Origin of the sequence: Ciceribacter sp. T2.26MG-112.2 (assembly GCF_900492205.1) — a bacterium.
GTDB classification, from domain to species: domain Bacteria; phylum Pseudomonadota; class Alphaproteobacteria; order Rhizobiales; family Rhizobiaceae; genus Allorhizobium; species Allorhizobium naphthalenivorans_A.
The window spans coordinates 1-17,028 of sequence record NZ_UEYQ01000004.1 but is presented as its reverse complement, the minus strand read 5'-3'; the positions used below and the strand labels follow the sequence as shown (position 1 = coordinate 17,028).

General features: G+C 63.3%; 16 protein-coding genes, 1 pseudogene and 1 riboswitch. Of the genes and pseudogenes, 9 read left to right on the top strand and 8 right to left on the bottom strand.

The window, feature by feature from the left end; translation table 11 throughout:
• Nucleotides 1-12 precede the first annotated feature (12 nt).
• From DYZ14_RS08045 to DYZ14_RS08025, 5 genes are all read left to right on the top strand, one after another.
• A complete protein-coding gene (locus DYZ14_RS08045; protein ID WP_115672122.1) occupies nt 13-252 on the top strand; it encodes a hypothetical protein in 240 nt (79 codons plus the stop codon).
• A gap of 141 nt (nt 253-393) precedes the next feature.
• On the top strand, nt 394-999 hold the full coding sequence (leuD, locus tag DYZ14_RS08040) for a 3-isopropylmalate dehydratase small subunit (protein ID WP_115672123.1): 606 nt from the start codon (nt 394-396) through the stop codon (nt 997-999).
• 162 nt (nt 1,000-1,161) lie between these two features.
• On the top strand, nt 1,162-2,274 hold the full coding sequence (gene leuB / locus DYZ14_RS08035) for a 3-isopropylmalate dehydrogenase (RefSeq protein WP_154720192.1): 1,113 nt from the start codon (nt 1,162-1,164) through the stop codon (nt 2,272-2,274).
• Nucleotides 2,275-2,390: 116 nt separating this feature from the next.
• A complete protein-coding gene (locus DYZ14_RS08030; protein WP_232365468.1) occupies nt 2,391-3,146 on the top strand; it encodes a phosphatase PAP2 family protein in 756 nt (251 codons plus the stop codon).
• 260 nt (nt 3,147-3,406) lie between these two features.
• Nucleotides 3,407-4,282 (top strand): RNA polymerase factor sigma-32, encoded by an 876-nt coding sequence (locus DYZ14_RS08025; RefSeq protein ID WP_154720191.1) that lies wholly within the window; start codon nt 3,407-3,409, stop codon nt 4,280-4,282.
• A gap of 51 nt (nt 4,283-4,333) precedes the next feature.
• Here the strand turns inward: DYZ14_RS08025 and DYZ14_RS08020 are convergent, their stop codons facing one another.
• From DYZ14_RS08020 to thiB, 4 genes are all read right to left on the bottom strand, one after another.
• Nucleotides 4,334-5,818 (bottom strand): M48 family metalloprotease, encoded by a 1,485-nt coding sequence (locus DYZ14_RS08020; RefSeq protein WP_154720460.1) that lies wholly within the window; start codon nt 5,816-5,818, stop codon nt 4,334-4,336.
• 312 nt (nt 5,819-6,130) lie between these two features.
• Complete coding sequence (locus DYZ14_RS08015; protein WP_154720190.1) at nt 6,131-6,853, bottom strand: thiamine ABC transporter ATP-binding protein; 723 nt, start codon at nt 6,851-6,853, stop codon at nt 6,131-6,133.
• Nucleotides 6,843-8,489, bottom strand: coding sequence for a thiamine/thiamine pyrophosphate ABC transporter permease (gene thiP / locus DYZ14_RS08010; RefSeq protein ID WP_154720459.1), 1,647 nt, complete (start codon nt 8,487-8,489; stop codon nt 6,843-6,845). The genes DYZ14_RS08015 and thiP overlap by 11 nt, the downstream gene beginning before the upstream one ends.
• 2 nt (nt 8,490-8,491) lie before the next feature.
• Nucleotides 8,492-9,517: a thiamine ABC transporter substrate binding subunit gene (thiB, locus tag DYZ14_RS08005; RefSeq protein WP_154720189.1), complete on the bottom strand. Its 1,026-nt coding sequence runs from the start codon at nt 9,515-9,517 to the stop codon at nt 8,492-8,494.
• Nucleotides 9,518-9,564: 47 nt separating this feature from the next.
• A riboswitch (TPP riboswitch) is annotated at nt 9,565-9,681 on the bottom strand.
• Between the two features lie 213 nt (nt 9,682-9,894).
• Between thiB and DYZ14_RS08000 the strand changes: the two genes are divergently transcribed.
• Nucleotides 9,895-11,694: an ABC transporter ATP-binding protein/permease gene (locus tag DYZ14_RS08000; RefSeq protein ID WP_154720188.1), complete on the top strand. Its 1,800-nt coding sequence runs from the start codon at nt 9,895-9,897 to the stop codon at nt 11,692-11,694.
• A 23-nt stretch (nt 11,695-11,717) separates the two neighbouring features.
• Here the strand turns inward: DYZ14_RS08000 and DYZ14_RS07995 are convergent, their stop codons facing one another.
• From DYZ14_RS07995 to DYZ14_RS24115, 3 genes are all read right to left on the bottom strand, one after another.
• Nucleotides 11,718-13,550, bottom strand: a complete 1,833-nt coding sequence (locus tag DYZ14_RS07995; RefSeq protein WP_154720187.1) for an ABC-F family ATP-binding cassette domain-containing protein — start codon at nt 13,548-13,550, stop codon at nt 11,718-11,720.
• Nucleotides 13,551-13,552: 2 nt separating this feature from the next.
• The gene (locus DYZ14_RS07990) at nt 13,553-14,203 is read right to left on the bottom strand and encodes a thiamine diphosphokinase (protein ID WP_154720186.1); all 651 of its coding nucleotides are present in this window, start codon (nt 14,201-14,203) and stop codon (nt 13,553-13,555) included.
• A 134-nt stretch (nt 14,204-14,337) separates the two neighbouring features.
• Nucleotides 14,338-14,481 (bottom strand): hypothetical protein, encoded by a 144-nt coding sequence (locus DYZ14_RS24115; RefSeq protein WP_195949872.1) that lies wholly within the window; start codon nt 14,479-14,481, stop codon nt 14,338-14,340.
• A 370-nt stretch (nt 14,482-14,851) separates the two neighbouring features.
• On the opposite strand from DYZ14_RS24115, the gene DYZ14_RS07985 reads away from it, so the two are divergent.
• The 3 genes from DYZ14_RS07985 to DYZ14_RS07975 all read left to right on the top strand — a co-directional run bounded on the left by DYZ14_RS07985 (nt 14,852) and on the right by DYZ14_RS07975 (nt 16,802).
• Nucleotides 14,852-15,694: an AAA family ATPase gene (locus tag DYZ14_RS07985; protein ID WP_154720185.1), complete on the top strand. Its 843-nt coding sequence runs from the start codon at nt 14,852-14,854 to the stop codon at nt 15,692-15,694.
• 158 nt (nt 15,695-15,852) lie between these two features.
• Nucleotides 15,853-16,404, top strand: a complete 552-nt coding sequence (locus DYZ14_RS07980) for a Panacea domain-containing protein (protein ID WP_154720184.1) — start codon at nt 15,853-15,855, stop codon at nt 16,402-16,404.
• Nucleotides 16,404-16,802, top strand: coding sequence for a hypothetical protein (locus tag DYZ14_RS07975; RefSeq protein WP_154720183.1), 399 nt, complete (start codon nt 16,404-16,406; stop codon nt 16,800-16,802). The genes DYZ14_RS07980 and DYZ14_RS07975 overlap by 1 nt, the downstream gene beginning before the upstream one ends.
• A gap of 43 nt (nt 16,803-16,845) precedes the next feature.
• Here the strand turns inward: DYZ14_RS07975 and DYZ14_RS07970 are convergent.
• Nucleotides 16,846-17,028: pseudogene (locus DYZ14_RS07970) on the bottom strand (IS630 family transposase); the annotation flags it as partial.

Here is a 17,028-nt window from a genome sequence, read left to right as displayed (position 1 = left end):
AGGATATCCATCATGCAGAATTTCCGTTCCCTCGCCATTGCCGCCGCCGGCATCGTCGTGCTCGCCATCGCCGCGGTCTTCACCGTCTCGCTGACGCTGATCGCCGGGGCCGTGCTGACGCTGACCCTTGCCGCCCGCATGCTGACCTTGCGGCCGAAGAAGGCTCCGGTCTATGCAAGGGCGAAGACTCAAGGCCAGGCCCGCGAGATTCGCGTGTGGAACGACGGCCGCGGCACGATCATCGATCTTTGAATCGAACCGACGGGAGGCCCGGAAAAACTGACGCTTCGGCGTCCGGGCGTACTCGTTTGGCCAATATAGGCCTTCAAATCCGCGCGATTTTCCTCTAATGGCTGCTGGAATTCGCCAATTGCATTCCGAAGGCAGGGTCTGATGGAAAAGTTCACAAAGCTCACCGGCGTCGCAGCACCCCTTCCGGTCGTCAACGTCGACACCGACATGATCATCCCGAAGGACTATCTGAAGACCATCAAGCGCACAGGTCTCGGCCAGGGTCTGTTCGCCGAGGCACGCTACAAGGAAGACGGTTCGGAAAACCCGGATTTCGTCCTCAACAAGCCGGCCTATCGCAATGCCCAGATCCTCGTTGCCGGCGACAATTTCGGCTGCGGCTCCTCGCGCGAACATGCCCCCTGGGCGCTTCTCGACTTCGGCATCCGCTGCGTGATTTCCACCTCTTTCGCCGACATCTTCTACAACAACTGCTTCAAGAACGGCATCCTGCCGATCGTGGTCAGCCCGGAAGACCTGGACAAGCTGATGGACGACGCCAACCGCGGCTCCAACGCCGTTCTGTCGGTCGACCTTGAATCGCAGGAAATCACCGGTCCGGACGGCGGCCGCATCAAGTTCGACATCGACGCCTTCAAGCGCCACTGCCTGCTGAACGGCCTCGACGACATCGGCCTGACGCTGGAAAAGGCCGCAAGCATCGCCGCCTTCGAAAAGACCAACGCCCAGACCCATCCCTGGGCCTGATCGAACCTTGACTGCGCGCGACGACGGCTTGCCCGTCTTCGCGCCGCGATCACCCGCGACGGCCGCCTCCCACCGTACCGTTCTGCCGCTGAGTGTCCTTGAAATGCGGGTTTTTGCCCGATAGAAGGCGGCAACTCTTTTCCAAAGCCAGGGAGGCTTTTCATGACACAGCGCAATCTCTTCCTTCTGCCCGGCGACGGCATCGGCCCCGAAGCCATGGGCGAGGTCCGCAAGATCATCGCCTACATGAACGCCGAGCAGGGTGCAGGCTTCGAAACCGACGAAGGCCTGGTCGGCGGCTGCGCCTACGACGCCCACGGCGCGGCAATCTCGGAAGAGGATATGGCAAAGGCGATGAACGCCGATGCCGTGCTGTTCGGCGCCGTCGGCGGCCCCAAGTGGGACGAGGTACCTTATGAAGTTCGCCCCGAAGCCGGCCTGCTGCGCCTGCGCAAGGACCTCGAACTGTTCGCCAACCTGCGCCCGGCCATCTGCTATCCGGCGCTCGCCAATGCCTCGTCGTTGAAGCCCGAGCTGGTCGAAGGCCTCGACATCCTGATCGTGCGCGAACTGACCGGCGGCGTCTATTTCGGCGAGCCGAAGACCATCACCGATCTCGGCAACGGCCAGAAGCGGGCGATCGACACCCAGGTCTATGACACCTACGAGATCGAGCGCATCGCCTCGGTCGCCTTCGAGCTGGCGCGCACCCGCAAGAACCGCGTCTGTTCGATGGAAAAGCGCAACGTCATGAAGTCGGGCGTCTTGTGGAACCAGGTTGTCACCGAGACCCACAAAGCCAAGTATCCCGACGTCCAGCTCGAGCACATGCTGGCCGATGCCGGCGGCATGCAGCTGGTGCGCGCGCCGAAGCAGTTCGACGTCATCGTCACCGACAACCTCTTCGGCGACATGCTGTCCGACGTCGCCGCCATGCTGACCGGCTCGCTCGGCATGCTGCCGTCTGCCTCGCTCGGCGCACCGGATGCCAAGACCGGCAAGCGCAAGGCGCTCTACGAGCCTGTCCACGGCTCGGCCCCGGACATTGCCGGCAAGGGCATCGCCAACCCGATCGCCATGATCGCCTCCTTCGCCATGTGCCTGCGTTACTCCTTCAACATGGTCAAGGAAGCCGACAACCTCGAAAAGGCGATCGCCGCCGTGCTCGACAAGGGCATCCGCACCGCCGACATCATGAGCGAAGGCGCAACCAAGGTCGGCACCACCGAAATGGGCGATGCCATCCTCGCCGAGTTCAAGGCGCTGTCGGCCTGACAGGCTCTTGCATTTGAAAGCCGCGGCAATCATCTTGCCGCGGCTGCCGGTCGTTCAGGGAAGTCTTGAAGGTCTTCCCCCCGCCCGGCAGGCAGGCATGAAGCGGAAGGCGATACGTGAGCGGCATCGACAAGATCAGGACATGGCTGAAGACGCGTCGTGACCTCAACCGGCACCCGCCGGCGCCGCATTACTGGCAGATCTTCGCCGTCGTATCCGCCAACCTGGTCATCCTGTCCTTCCTCATCCTCGACGAGGCCATCGGCGCCTTCCGGCACCGGGACATCTTCACCCGCTCGCTCGGCAGGATGATCACCGAATTCGGCAGTTCGGGCTGGATTCTCATCGCCTCGGCCATGCTGTTCCTCACCGGCCTTGCCTCCTTTCGCCTGTCGCCCAACCTGAAACAGCGTTTCCGCGCGCTCTATTCAGCCCAGATCGGAGCCTATGTCTTCCTGGCGGTCGCGCTCTCCGGCCTCTCCGCCAACATCCTGAAGCGGATCATCGGTCGTGCCCGCCCCGGCCAGTTCGAGGACTGGGGGGCGTTCGGCTTCTCCGCCTTCAGCGGTTCGAAATTCGAGAGCTTTCCCTCCGGTCATGCGACCACGGTGGGCGCCATCTTCATGGTGCTGATCCTGCTTCTGCCACGCTTCCGGCTTGCCTTCATGCTTTTGGCATTGTGGATGGGTTTCAGCCGCGTCATGGTCGGTGCGCATTATCCGAGCGACGTCATTGCCGGGCTGTCCTTCGGCGCCTGGTTCACGCTCCTGCTGGCCAATCTCTTTGCCCGCTATCGTCTGGTCTTCATGCCCGACGCCAAGGGCTGGCCGGTCCCACGGCTGGCGCCCTTGCATCGCTCCCCCACTCTCTGAACCACACCGCTTCCGTCGGCCAGAGAGCGCAACGCTTCATCACAACTGCGTGAGAAGACGGCGGCACGCCGGCATTTGCCATGCGCGTGTCGAACCGGATGCCCATCTTCCCCGTAATACCTTTTGAACGTGCCGCATTCGGAACCCTTGCCTTTGGGAAACTTCGTCCTACGCGCGATGGAACCCGAATGGCTCTTGCCCGTTCATGCATGAGTGCCGGGACAACACCCATCCTGATCGTACCGCCGATGGAGAAACCGATGAAAGCCATGTCCGCCGACAGACACATCATTCGATTTGCGATGGCTCAGCCCTATCTCGAGCGCCAGGAGGAACTGGATCTCGCCATTCGCTGGAAGGACGACAACGATCAGGATGCGCGCAACCGCATCGCCCATGCACACATGCGCCTGGTGATCGCCATGGCCTCGAAGTTCCGCGGCTTCGGCCTGCCGCTCAACGACCTGATCCAGGAAGGCTATATCGGCCTCTTGGAAGCGGCCGCCCGTTTCGAACCGGCCCGCGAGGTGCGTTTCTCCACCTATGCCGGCTGGTGGATCCGCGCCTCCATGCAGGATTACATCCTGCGCAACTGGTCGATCGTGCGCGGCGGCACGAGCTCGTCGCAGAAGGCGCTGTTCTTCAACCTGCGCCGCCTGCGCGCCAAGCTCGCCCAGGGGGACAATCGGCTGAGCGACCAGGCCATCCACCAGGAGATCGCCTCGGCGCTCGGCGTCAGCCTTGCCGACGTCCAGTCCATGGATGCCCGTCTCTCGGGCAATGACGCCTCGCTGCAGGCGCCGATCAAGGGCCGCGACGGCGATGGCAGCGAACAGCTGGAAATGCTGGAAAGCGATGACCTGCCGCCGGATGAGCAGGTGAGCGGCATCATCGACGGAGAACGCTGGCGCGGCTGGCTGAACAACGCCATGACCGAACTCAACGACCGGGAAAACCGCATCATCAAGGCCCGCCGCCTGAGCGAGGACGGCGCCACGCTGGAAGAACTGGGCGCCGAACTCGGCATCTCGAAGGAACGCGTGCGCCAGATCGAGACCCGGGCCCTGGAAAAACTGAAGACCGCGCTCACCCATTACGGCCCGAAGGCGGAGCAGGTCCGCGAAATGGCCTTCTGAGGCCTTTAACCGCTCAGCAGCCTGAAGGGCCGGTTCATTCCGGCCCTTTTCTCATTCCGAAATGATCTTGACCTTGGCGCCCGGAGACACTGTCGATGTCGGCCCGAGCGCATTGATCAGCCGGAAAAGCTCAAGCTTGCGATCCGTCCCCATCATGCGGGCCGAAAGCGTGGCGATCGTATCGCCTGGCCCCACGGTGACGACACGCACGCGCAGCGGTTTCAGCGTGGCCGCCTCCTGCGGCGTGATGCGCCTGAAGCTCGCCCGCAGTTTTTCCGCGGTCGGCTCCAGCACCGCGCTGCCCTTGGGCACCGCCGTCAGGAAACGGAAGATCTGCGGCCCGATGCGGATGACGGTGATGTCGAAATCCCAGCGCTCGGCCGAGGCGCGCGCCGTGGCCGCCTCCAGCCCGTTGACGGTGATCTCGCGGATCGTTTCCGGCAAAAGCCCCGTCACCCAGCCGCTGGAGATGTAATTCGCCAGGCTGCGACGCTCGGCATCGGCCACGCCGTCGAAACGGATCGCCACGTCGCCGGGTCCGGTGGCAAGTACCGCCTCCACCTTGTTGTCGATCTGGAAGCCATCGGGAACCTCGAAGCGGATGCCGAGGCTGCCATGCAGGAAGGTCTGGCCGCGGACATAGCCCTCCTGCGGACTGTCGCCGTAGAGCAGCCCGTCAATGCCCCTGAGATAGTATTCCCGTCCCGATTCGCCGTACGTGCCTTCCTGTCCGAAGGCCCGTGCGTGGCGGCGCGCCAGTTCGACGCGCTGTGGCGCGTTCGGATGGCTCGACAGGAAGTCGAGGCTCTGGTCGGCGTCGGGATCGACCGAGGTGAAATGGCTGTAGCGCGCCATCGAATCGAGGAAACGGGCCGCTGCATAGGGGTCGTAGCGGGCTTCGCCGAGCGTGCGCACACCGATCACGTCGGCCTGCAGCTCCTGCTGGCGGGAAAAGGCCGCGAGCCGGAGCTTGCCGCGCGCCAGCGCCTGCTTGCCCGCGAGATCGCTCGACAGCACTTCGGCGACGACCCGGCTGGCAATCACTTCGGCCTCCTCGCGGCGCTGCCGCTCGATGCCGTGATTTGCGGTCACGTGGGCCATCTCGTGGCTGAGCACCGCCGCCACTTCCGATGCGTCGTTGGCGAGCGCCAGAAGGCCGCGCGTCACGTAGAGATAGCCGCCGGGCAGGGCGAAGGCATTGATCGCCGGGGAATTGAGAATGGTGATGCGATAGGACTGGTTCGGGTTCTCCGACACGGCCGTCAGCGCGCCGGTGATCCGCGCGACCAGCTTCTCGGTCCTGTCGTCGTGATATTCGCCGCCATAGCTCGCCACGATGCGCGGATGTTCGCGTGCACCCATTTGCGCACGCGGATCGTCCTTCTGCACCTCGTCGACGATCTGCGGATTGTCGGAAGGGCCGACGGTCGGCACATAGGCCTGCTCGAACAGCGTCTGGCACGAACTGAGCGCCAGCGACGCGGCAAGCATCGCGACGACCCCGCGCGCGGCGCCGGAACGGCGGCGCAGTCGCATCCGATCGACCGGCAATTGGTCCTTACCGCCCATGACGTACATCCTGCACCGACACCAACCCGCTTCCGAACCCCCTTTTGAAATGCTCGACACTTCCGCGCAACCGGAAATCGTTCCGGACGACGAGACCTCGCTTCAGTGTGGCCCTTTTAACATCATTCGTTAGATATGGATAAAATTGCATGAGGAAAAAGGGGGAAGCTGAATTGGAAGCACTGAAAGGATAAACTGGCCGACCGGAACCGCGCATGCGACATGCCATTGCTGCACGTCCAAAATAAGGCATGGCTCGGGGCCGGCGGCGAATTGGCCCTAACGATGGCCGAGGAATTCGGCGAGCGAGGCAGGGCCCTTCGTGGCGAAGAACGTCGCCTTTGGCGCAGCAAGGACAATACGCCCGCCCTCGAGGAACAGCACGTCGCTCGCCAGCCGCTCCACCTCCTGCGGATCATGGCTGACAATGACGATCGTATGGCCCGTCTCGCGGTGCAGTTCGAGAAGCAGATCGGCCATGGCGGTGCGCAAACCGGGATCGAGCGCGGCAAAGGGCTCGTCGAGCAGCATGACCGGCTTGCGCCGCACCAGGGCGCGGGCAAAGGCCGCCCGTTGCCGTTCGCCACCCGAAAGCGTCGCCGGCAGCCGTTTCTCGAAGCCGCCGAGCCCGACGCGCGAAAGCGCTCGCGACACGGCCTGTCGGTCCGCCGGCTTCAGCCTCAGCGCCGGATCGATGCCGAGCCCGATATTGGTGAAGAGGTCGAGATGGGCAAAGAGATTATTGTCCTGGAACACCAGCGAGACGGGCCGGTCGGCCGGTGAAAGCCGGCTCACCTCCTCGCCCGCGATCAGCACGCGGCCACTGTCCGGCTGCTCGAAGCCGGCGATCAGGTTGAGCAGCGTCGATTTGCCCGAGCCCGATGGCCCGGCAATCGCCGTGATCGCCCCTTGCGCGATGGCGCAATCGAAATGGAAATCGGCCGAGCCGAGCCGGAGCGAGACATTGTCGAGAACGACGGCGCCCTGTCTTTCAGCCGGCATCGCGGCTCTCCTTTTTCGAAAGCCCGGGCGTCCCCGCAAGCGCCAGCAGCAGGCAGACCAGACCGAGAATGAGCGCCAGCCCGTCCGCGTCCTGGCTGCGATAGGCGCCCATCCGGCTGTAGATCAGCCAGGGCAGGGTGACAAGATTCTCCGAACCGAACAGCGCCACCGCGCCGAGATCGCCGAGCGACAGCGCCATGGCAAAGGACAGCGCGGTCAGGATCGGCCGGCGCAGCACCGGCCAGTCGATCAGGCGAAACCGCGCCAGACCGATAATGCCGAGGCTGTCGGCCAGCCGGGCTGTGCGCCGGCGATGCTCCTCGAAAGCGGGGGAAAGGACCCGCATGGCAAAGGGCAGCGCCATCAGCGCATTGATGCAGACGACCACCGCCGGGGCAAAGCGCGCGACATCGCCCTGGGCTCTGAGCACCAGGAACCAGCCTGTGCCGAGCACGGCGGTCGGCACCAGGAGTACGAGCGAGGACACGGCAGCCAGTCCGGCCGAGATCAGGCCGGCAAGCGGCAGTGGGCGGTGCCCGGCGCCGAGCGCCGCTTGGGCGCGGATCACCGCGATGCCGACCACCACCGAAACGATCGCGGCGGAAAGACCGATGGCAAGACTGGTTGCCGCGGCGTCCAGCACCGCCCCGTCCGACAGGAGCCGGCCGAGATCGGACCCCAGGCCGGCGACGAGCACCTGCCCGAGCGGCAAGCCGAGAAAGAGCGCCGCGGCGACAATCAAGACCCCGTCGCCGATCCGGGCGGACAGCGCCCGTGCGTCGAACCGCCGTGTCGCACCGCCCAGCGTCGCGCCGGGATCGTCGGGCGCCGGAAACAGCGCCATCGCCCCGAGGATTGCCGCCGTCACGACGATTTGCAGGAAGGCAAGGGACACGGCGCGGGCCGGCTCGAAATCGAGCCGCAGTGCCTGGTAGATCGCCACCTCGATCGTCGTCGCCGCCGGCCCGCCCCCAAGCACAAGGACCAGGGTGAAACTGGTGGCGCAAAGCATGAAGATCAGCCCGGCCATCCCCGGAATGATGCGCCAGAGCACCGGCCATTCGATGAAGCGGAAGACCGAGAAGCCTCCCATGCCGAGGCTGGCGCTGGTGCGCCAGTATTCGGCGGGGATCCGCTCCAGACCCGCCAGCATCAGTCGCGCGGCAAGCGGCATGTTGAAGAACACATGGGCGAGCAGGATGCCCGAAAGCCCGTATATGCTGAACCGCTCGGAGACGCCGAGCCCGGCCAGTGCGTCATTCACCAGACCCTGACGCCCCCAGATGCCGATGATCCCGAGCGCGCCGATCAAGACTGGCAGGCCCATGGGCACCGCCATCAGGCGGATCAGCCACTTGCGGCCGAAAAATTGCGGCTGGCGAGCCAGCGCGCGGGCCACCGGGACGGCCGCCACGACCGAGAGCAGGGTCGACAGCAAGGCCTGCTCGAGCGTGAACCACAAGACCCGGCGTACCACCGGATCGCCGGCAATCGACAGGCCGGACGTCTCGCCGCCGACCGAAAGCAGCGAGACGATCGCGGTGCCGATGAAGAAGGCGATCAGGCCGAAGACGAAAAGGCCGCCGGCAATTGCCGGCAGCCTGTCGTTCCTCCGGGATCGCCGCGACAAAGCCATGCTCAGTTGAGGGTCATGGCGGCGAGCCATTCGTCGATCCAGGCCTTGCGGTTCTTCGCCACCTCGTCCGGGCTCATCAGGAAGGTCTTCTCCGGCGCGACCAGCTTGCTGAAGGCGTCCGGCAGCGGCTCGGACGTGGCCGCCGCCGGCATCATCCAGTTGTAGGTGGGGATCGTGTCCTGGAAACCGGGGCTGACCATGAAGGCCATGAACTGGCGCGCCAGTTCCTTCTGCGGCGCCGTCTTCAGGATGCCGGCGACCTCGATCTGGATATAGTGGCCTTCCTCGAAGGCGGCCGCCTGGTAGCGCTCGGTCTCTTCCGCGACCATGTGATAGGCCGGCGAGGTGGTGTAGGAGAGCACCATCGGTGCCTCGCCCTTGGTGAACAGGCCATAGGCTTCGGACCAGCCCGGCGTAACAGTCAGCACGCGGCCCTTGAGCTTCGCCCAGGCTTCGTCCGCCTCCTCGCCATAGACAGACTTGACCCACAGCAGCAGGCCGAGCCCCGGCGTCGAGGTGCGCGGATCCTGGATGACGATCTTGTCCTTCGCATCACCCTCGACAAGCTCCTTCAGGCTTTTCGGCGGCGTCTTCATCGCCTCGGTGTCATAGACCACGGCGAAATGGCCATAGTCATAGGGCACGAAGACGTCGTCGGAAAAACCGCCGGGAACCTTGACCGCCGAGACGTCGATGCCGTGCGGCTGGAACTGTCCGGTCTGCTTGGCTTCCGCCACCAGATTGGTGTCGAGGCCGAGCACGAGATCGGCCTTGGTGCTCTCGCCCTCCAGCTTCAGCCGGGTGAGAAGCGCCACGCCGTCGGCGACGCCGACGAAATCGACCGTGCAGTCGCAGGTCTTCTCAAAGGCTTCCTTGACCTTGGGGCCGGGACCCCATTCGGAAACAAAACTCTCATAGGTGTAGATGGTCAGCGTCTTGTCTGCGGCATCGGCCACACTGGCGGAAAGCGAAAGTGCAAACAGTGCGGCAAGACCGCGGTGAAGATGGTGGTGTCGATGGGTCGACATGAAGTGCCCCTCCTTGGCATGTTGAAAATTCGGGATAGGGCGTCTTCTAGTGACACGCGTCTAATCCCTCCGCCGGTGTTAGCCGGATCAGGTTCCGCGGGTTGGCATCAAAGCCTCTCAGCCTCAGGTCCGTTTGCGGACCGAAGGCACCCCGTTAGAGCAGGTAGAGACATAACGCGCAGGCGCTCGCCTTGCAAGCCGCGGACATGGAGAGGCAGGCGATCGAGACCGCGCGACTGTCATCGGGCCGCAAACGCTTTGCCAATACATTCCTGCCAGACTGAGAGCCCGGAGAACGCCGGATTTTAGCGGCCTCGCATGGACAAGCGCGGCAGTCATGATATCTGGTATGTCCGATACGGCGAGACAGAGACTGCATGTTCAATACGGCATCCGATACCCCGGCACCCGAGGCGCAGGCCGGCGCGCCGGCGGAGTTGAGTTTCCGCCGACAACTGGCGATCGCCGGCGACTCCTTCTGGGCCTCGCCGGTGCGCAACCGCATCCTGCTGCTCGCGGCCGTCTTGCTGGGGGTCATCCTTTTGACCGCCTACGGCCAGATCCTGCTCAACCGCTGGAACGCGCCTTTCTACAACTCGCTCGAGCGCCGCGACCTTGACGCCTTCATCGTCGAGCTGGGCAATTTCGGCAAGATCGCCGGCGTCCTGCTTCTCCTGAACGTCATCCAGACCTGGCTCAACCAGATGACTGCGCTCTACATGCGCGAGGGCCTGGCCCGCAACGTGGTCGACGAGTGGCTGGCCGACCGCCGGGCCTACCGGTTGATGATGACCAGCCCGCTTGGCGTCAATCCGGACCAGCGCCTGCATGAGGATGCCCGCAAGCTGGCCGAGATGACCACGTCGTTGTCGATCGGCCTGGTCCAGGCCACCATCCTCTTGGTCAGCTTCATCGGCGTGCTTTGGCAATTGTCGAGCGGCTTCGTCTTCCACTTCAGGGACTACAGCTTCTCGATCCCCGGCTACATGGTCTGGGGCGCCGTCGCCTATGCCGGCATCGCCTCGCTGTTCAGCCAGGTCGTGGGCTGGAAACTCACCCGGCTGAATGCCGAGCGCTATTCGAACGAGGCGGAACTGCGCTTTTCGCTGATGCGCGCCAACGAGAACCTCGAGGCGATCGCGCTGGCCGGCGGCGAGGAGACCGAGCGCCGCCACATCCATGACAAGCTCGACGCGGTGCTTGGTTCCATCCGCCACTTGGCCAAGGCGCTGACCAATCTCACCTGGGTCACCGCCGGTTTCGGCTGGCTCGCCATCCTCGTGCCGATCCTGATCGCCGCCCCGGCCTATTTCGCCGGCACCATGACCTTCGGCGGCCTGATGATGGCGGCGGCCGCCTTCAACCAGGTGCATTCGGCGCTGCGCTGGTATGTCGACAATTTCGGCGCCATTGCCGACTGGAAAGCGGCCTTGATGCGCGTCTCGGCGCTGCGCGCCGCGCTGATCGACATGGACGACGGCCCGGCCGACGGCCGCATCGTCGTCTCGCGGGGCGAACCCGGACGCCTGACGCTCGAAGCGGTGTCGATTGCCTCGCATGTCGATGGCGATTGCACGCTAGACGGCTTCCGCATCAAGGAAGAGAACCCCACCATCCTCTCCGGCGATCACGTGATGATCAACGGCGACCAGGGCGTCAACCGAAAGCTGCTGTTCAATGCCATCGCCGGCCTGTGGCCCTATGGCTCCGGACGCATCCTGCTACCGCAGGAAGAGGACATCCTGTTCGTGCCCCAGCTCGAATACCTGCCCGAAGGCAAGCTCAGGAGCGTTCTGGCCTATCCGCTCGCCTCCGCCGGCTTCACCGACGAGGCGATGGTGGCGGCGCTTCAGCGCGTCGGCCTCACCCGCATTGCCGGCAAGCTCGATGAGCGCGCCCGCTGGGACCGTCTGCTCGACAAGGACGAACAGATGGCGCTCGCCTTCGCCGGCCTCATCCTGCGCAAGCCGCGCTGGATCGTGCTCAACGATGTTCTTGAAGGCCTCGAACCGGATACCGTCACCAAGCTCTCCGGCGTGCTCGCCGAACTCTCCGGCTCGACCCTGATCTATATCGGCCGCTCCGGCGCCTTCTACGACGCCCTCACCCCGAGCCTGCTGCATCTGGAACGAACGCATTGCGCGCCGCCGGACGAGATCGACAAGGCCAAGGACTGAGCCCTGCGGCCCACCCGGAGGGATTATTGCCCCTCCAGCTCCTCGCGCAGCATTTCCAGCTCCAGCCATTCCTCTTCCATGCGGATAAGGTCGGCGCGCAGCTTTTCCGTCTCGGCGGCGAGCTTGTTGAAGGTCGCCTGATCCTTGGCGAAGAAATTGGGATCGGCCATCTTCGCCTCGCGTGCGGCGATGTCCTTCTGCGTCTTTTCCATCTCCTTCGGCAGGTTCTCCAGCGCGAACTTCTGCTTGTAGGAAAGCTTGCCCTTGGGCTTGGTCCCGCCATCGGCAGCCTTTGTGCTGCCGTCGGACGACTTCGCCTTCTCGGCCTTGTCGGCACGCCTGCGCTCGTCCTCGGCGCCCTTCTTCTGCGCCAGCATGTCGGAATAGCCGCCTGCATATTCGATCCAGCGGCCGTCCGGATGCTCCGGATCGGCCGGCGCGATGGTCGAGGTTACGGTGCGGTCGAGGAAGTCGCGGTCGTGGCTGACGAGGATGACCGTGCCGGAATAACCGGCGACGATCTCCTGCAACAGGTCGAGCGTCTCGATGTCGAGGTCGTTGGTCGGTTCGTCGAGGATCAGGAGGTTCGACGGCTTGGCCATCATGCGGGCCAGCATCAGCCGGGCGCGTTCGCCGCCCGACAGGTTCTTGATCGGGGTGCGCGCCTGCTCCGGCTGGAACAGGAAGTCCTTCATGTAGCCGGTCACATGCTTCTGTTCGCCGTTGACGAGCAGGTTGTCGCCGCGCCCGTCGGTCAGGTAGTGCGCCAGCGTGTCCTCGAGATTGAGGTCCTCGCGCTTCTGGTCGAGCACGGCGATCTCGAGATTGGTGCCGAGCTTGACCGTGCCGCTGTCGGGCGAAAGCTGGCCGGTCAGCATTCTGAGCAAGGTTGTCTTGCCGGCCCCGTTCGGGCCGATCAGGCCGATGCAGTCGCCGCGATGCACACGGATCGAGAAGGGCGCGACGATGGTGCGTTCGCCATAGGCTTTTGCGATCTTCTCCGCCTCGATGACCAGCTTGCCGCTCTCGCGGCCTTCGGTGACATTGGCCTGGATCGTGCCCTGCGGTCCCTTGTGGCCGCGATATTCGGCGCGGAGACTCTGCAGGTTGCCAAGGCGGCGCATGTTGCGCTTGCGCCGTGCGGTCACGCCGTAGCGCAGCCAGTGCTCCTCCCGCTGGATCTCCTTGCCGAGCTTGTGCTGCTCGATCTCTTCCTCTTCCAGCACCTTGTCGCGCCATTCCTCGAAGTGGCCGAAGCCGCGGTTAAGCCGGCGCGACAGGCCGCGGTCGAGCCAGACGGTCGCGGTCGACACCTTTTCGAGAAAGCGGCGGTCGTGCGAAATCACCACCAGCGCGCTGCGGCTCTTGGCGAGTTCGCCTTCCAGCCATTCGATGGTCGGCAGGTCGAGATGGTTGGTCGGCTCGTCGAGCATCAGGATGTCGGGTTCCGGCGCCATGACGCGGGCCAGCGCCGCGCGCCTGGCCTCGCCACCCGAAAGGCTTGCCGGGTCTTCCTGGCCGGAAAGCCCCAGATGCTCGAGAAGATAGGTGACGCGATACGGATCGTCGCCCGGTCCGAGCCCCGCCTCGGCATAGGCCTGCACCGTCTTGTGGGCGCCGAAATCGGGCGCCTGCTCCAGATAGCGGATGGTGGCTGCCGGATGGCGGAACACCTCGCCCGACTGCGGCTCGACCATGCCGGCGGCGATCTTCATCAGCGTCGATTTGCCCGAGCCGTTGCGGCCGACCAGGCAGATGCGGTCGCCCGGCTCGACCTGCAGGCCGGCGCCGTTCAAAAGCGGTGCGCCGCCGAAGGAGAGCACGATGTCGTCGAGTTTGAGAATGGGTGGTGCCAAGGTCAAGCTCCGGAAAAATCGTAAGGGCGGGCAAGGACGACGGCATCGCCGCTTTTCAGCGAGAACCGCACGGGACCTTCCGCGACGTTGGAAATGGTGCGCGACGACCCGAAGGGCAGCGCGAAATCTGTGAGCGGATAGCGGGCATTGTCGATCGTCAGCCCGGCCAGCGGCGACAGGCCCAGGACCGAAAACAGCGAGCCCTTCGGCAGGTCGAGAGTAAAATCGTGCCCAAGCAGCGGAAAGGCTTCTTCGCTACCGGAGGACATCATCACCTCGATGCCGCCCTTGGCCAGCGCCACGCCCGACAGCAGATGCATCAGCGCATGGTCCGAGCGCTCGCCGCCGAGCGCACCGGCGAGCACCAACCGCCTGGCCCCGCGCGATAGTGCCTCCTCGACGGCGATCTCGCCGTCGGTCGCCGCCTTCTGCGCCGGATAGGGCAGGCGCGGCACGCCGGGGAAATCTTCGACCGGCAGATCGGCGGAGCTGTCGAAATCGCCGACCCACAGTTCCGGCGAAAGGCCGAGTGCTGCCGCATGGCGCATGCCGCCGTCGGCCGCAATCGCGCGGCTTCCCGCGACCGCGGCTTTCAGCCGTTCGGTCGCGATGAGCGCCCCGCCAAGCAGGATGGTGAAGGTCGTGTCCGTCATGGATGTGCCCATAGCGCATATGGGCCGGGAAGGGAAAGGCCGATTGCTTGGCCCTCGCCGCCTGACCGGGCGCCGGGACGCCGATCAGGCCGGGCACGACGCTCAGCCGTGGTATCGCTGAGCCCGATGGCGCCTTAGCGCTTGGCGGTGCCGTCCTTGGCGGTTTCGGCATTCTTCAGCTGGCTGGTGAAGCCGGACGTCTTCGGCGCATCGGCCTTGGTCTTGTCCTTCTTGGGTTTTCGGACTTCGCGGTTCGAACGTACCTGACCTTTGGCCATGGGTGTCTTCCTTCGGTGAAGGATCGCGGACCGCTCTTGGTAGCGGCGCGCGATCGGGAACGGGTGATCTTCGGTCGGCTGGCGTAGAAACTTCGTCTTCGAAGCGATTGCGGCGGGGGATGCCGAGAGCTTGGCAGGACCTGCCGGGAATGCGCCCGCCGCGGTTCCGAATGTGACTTCCTTGCCCGCGCAGGCAAGTGTCGGAACACCAACGGGCGGCATGTGTCGCTGCGTTCAGCCTGTCAGATCCCAGCATTTTTACAAGCTTTATCTGCCGCGCCGCCACCGCCGCCGGCCGCCCCGCCATCTTGCACTGCACCCATTGCGCCACTAGGTTCACCGCCAAGGATCATCCAGGAAGACTTCAAGCATGCAGTTCACCGGTACCGCCGACTATATCGCCGACAAGGACCTGATGGTCGCCGTCAACGCGGCCATCGCGCTCGAGCGGCCGCTGCTCGTGAAGGGCGAGCCCGGCACCGGCAAGACCGAGCTCGCCCGCCAGGTGGCGGCGGCGCTCGGCCTCGACATGATCGAGTGGAGCATCAAGTCGACCACCAAGGCGCAGCAGGGCCTCTACGAATATGACGCGGTCTCGCGCCTGCGCGACAGCCAGCTCGGCGACGCACGGGTCAACGACGTCGGCAACTACATCCGTAAGGGCAAGCTCTGGCAGGCCTTTGCCGCCGGCGAGAAGACGGTTCTGCTGATCGACGAGATCGACAAGGCCGACATCGAGTTTCCCAACGACCTGTTGCAGGAACTCGACCGCATGGAATTCCATGTCTACGAGACCGGCGAAACGGTGAAGGCCGCCGTGCGCCCGATCGTCATCATCACCTCGAACAACGAGAAGGAACTGCCCGACGCGTTCCTGCGCCGCTGCTTCTTCCACTATATCCGCTTCCCCGACGCCGACACGCTGACCCGCATCGTCGAGGTCCACTATCCCGGCATCAAGCAGGCGCTGATCCGCTCGGCACTCACCCAGTTCTATGAGATCCGCGAGACGCCGGGCCTGCGCAAAAAGCCCTCGACCTCGGAAGCGCTCGACTGGATCCGCCTTCTGGTCGCCGAGGACGTCGACCCGGCCGACCTGCGCGCCGACCCGAAACAGGCCCTGCCCAAGCTGCACGGCGCCCTTTTGAAGAACGAGCAGGACGTGCACCTGTTCGAACGCCTGGCCTTCATGGCCCGGCGGGAGGGGCGCTGACTCATATCTTTAGATAACATCGCGACGTGTTTTGCGAAACTAGTGCGTTTTATGTGATATTTTTGCCATTTTTATATTTAGTATCTTGACAATGAGATTTTTTCTGTCCCGCACGAATCCTTCATGCTAGGCTGCAATTCAACACGGGGGCGAGCTTGATGGCTGACTGGTATAACTCGAAAAAGGCTGCACAGATCGCTGCGTATTATGCCATCCGCGAAGGCGGAGCCATAAACGTCCTAAAACTCGTAAAGCTTATATATTTGTCGGAAAGAGCGTTCTTGGCAAAATTCGATTCATCCATGCTCAATGACAAATTGGTTTCTATGGACAATGGACCTGTTAACTCCATCACGCTCAACAAGATAAATGGATTCGTCGAAGATAATGGCTGGAGTGAGTTTATCTCGGATAGAGAGAATCATCTCGTCAGCATTGCGAACAAGTCTATTAAGATAGACGTGCTAGATGAATTAAGCAGAGCAGAACTCAAGGTTCTTGATACCACGTGGAACGAATTCGGCCACATGGATCAATGGCAGCTGGTTGATTTTACGCACAAAAACTGCCCCGAATGGGAGGATCCGCACGGGTCTTCTTCACCGATACCCTATGAACGCCTGCTGAAAGCCATTGGTAAGCAGAACGTTAATGAACTACAAGATAGGATTATGACAGATCGAAGGCTCGTTAGCGCTCTTAGGGACTGATGGCATACGAAGTTCGCAGAAATGGTACGTTTCTGGTTCCATCGGGTTCTGAAGCAGATCCTGATCGCCTTCATCTGCATGTTGTATCCACCCATCCTTGTCAGGCGAGGCGGTGTTTGCTTCTGACGATTTCGACGGTGAAAGTTGGCATTTGGCACGACGATACCCGAATCTTACAGCCTGGATGCCACGAATTCATAAAAGTGAAGAGTTTCGTCGACTATCGCCACGCCTTGGTGAAGCGCTGCGACAGTATCTCGAAACTGGTTGACGGATGGACTTACCACGCCAAACCGGACTTTGATGAAGGTCTAACTGACTATATTCTTTCCGGTGTTCCAGAATCCGACATGACGCCTCAGTATGTTATCGAGTATTTCCATTCGCTAGGATTGTGAAAGGCCCAGTACACCCTAAGTGAGTGACTAGAGCACGTCCGTTTTACTCGGGATCATATCCGCACGATTTGAAGTAGTTGGCGCATTCTTGTGGTTCGAACAGCGTGACGATCTGGCCGATGGTATTCCATAAGCCCTCGACCGTTCGCTCGGCTTTGGCGCGCAAGACGGCCTTGAGCTTAGCGAAGGCCTTCTCGATGGGGTTGAAGTCTGGACTGTATGGAGG

What these genes read in the sequence shown, in the direction of transcription:
- DYZ14_RS08045 (WP_115672122.1), top strand. Translation starts at nt 13, where the DNA reads ATGCAGAATTTCCGTTCCCTCGCCATTGCCGCCGCCGGCATCGTCGTG.
- leuD (WP_115672123.1), top strand. Translation starts at nt 394, where the DNA reads ATGGAAAAGTTCACAAAGCTCACCGGCGTCGCAGCACCCCTTCCGGTC.
- leuB (WP_154720192.1), top strand. Translation starts at nt 1,162, where the DNA reads ATGACACAGCGCAATCTCTTCCTTCTGCCCGGCGACGGCATCGGCCCC.
- DYZ14_RS08025 (WP_154720191.1), top strand. Translation starts at nt 3,407, where the DNA reads ATGAAAGCCATGTCCGCCGACAGACACATCATTCGATTTGCGATGGCT.
- DYZ14_RS08020 (WP_154720460.1), bottom strand. Translation starts at nt 5,818, where the DNA reads ATGCGACTGCGCCGCCGTTCCGGCGCCGCGCGCGGGGTCGTCGCGATG.
- DYZ14_RS08015 (WP_154720190.1), bottom strand. Translation starts at nt 6,853, where the DNA reads ATGCCGGCTGAAAGACAGGGCGCCGTCGTTCTCGACAATGTCTCGCTC.
- thiP (WP_154720459.1), bottom strand. Translation starts at nt 8,489, where the DNA reads ATGGCTTTGTCGCGGCGATCCCGGAGGAACGACAGGCTGCCGGCAATT.
- thiB (WP_154720189.1), bottom strand. Translation starts at nt 9,517, where the DNA reads ATGTCGACCCATCGACACCACCATCTTCACCGCGGTCTTGCCGCACTG.
- DYZ14_RS08000 (WP_154720188.1), top strand. Translation starts at nt 9,895, where the DNA reads ATGTTCAATACGGCATCCGATACCCCGGCACCCGAGGCGCAGGCCGGC.
- DYZ14_RS07990 (WP_154720186.1), bottom strand. Translation starts at nt 14,203, where the DNA reads ATGACGGACACGACCTTCACCATCCTGCTTGGCGGGGCGCTCATCGCG.
- DYZ14_RS24115 (WP_195949872.1), bottom strand. Translation starts at nt 14,481, where the DNA reads ATGGCCAAAGGTCAGGTACGTTCGAACCGCGAAGTCCGAAAACCCAAG.
- DYZ14_RS07985 (WP_154720185.1), top strand. Translation starts at nt 14,852, where the DNA reads ATGCAGTTCACCGGTACCGCCGACTATATCGCCGACAAGGACCTGATG.
- DYZ14_RS07980 (WP_154720184.1), top strand. Translation starts at nt 15,853, where the DNA reads ATGGCTGACTGGTATAACTCGAAAAAGGCTGCACAGATCGCTGCGTAT.
- DYZ14_RS07975 (WP_154720183.1), top strand. Translation starts at nt 16,404, where the DNA reads ATGGCATACGAAGTTCGCAGAAATGGTACGTTTCTGGTTCCATCGGGT.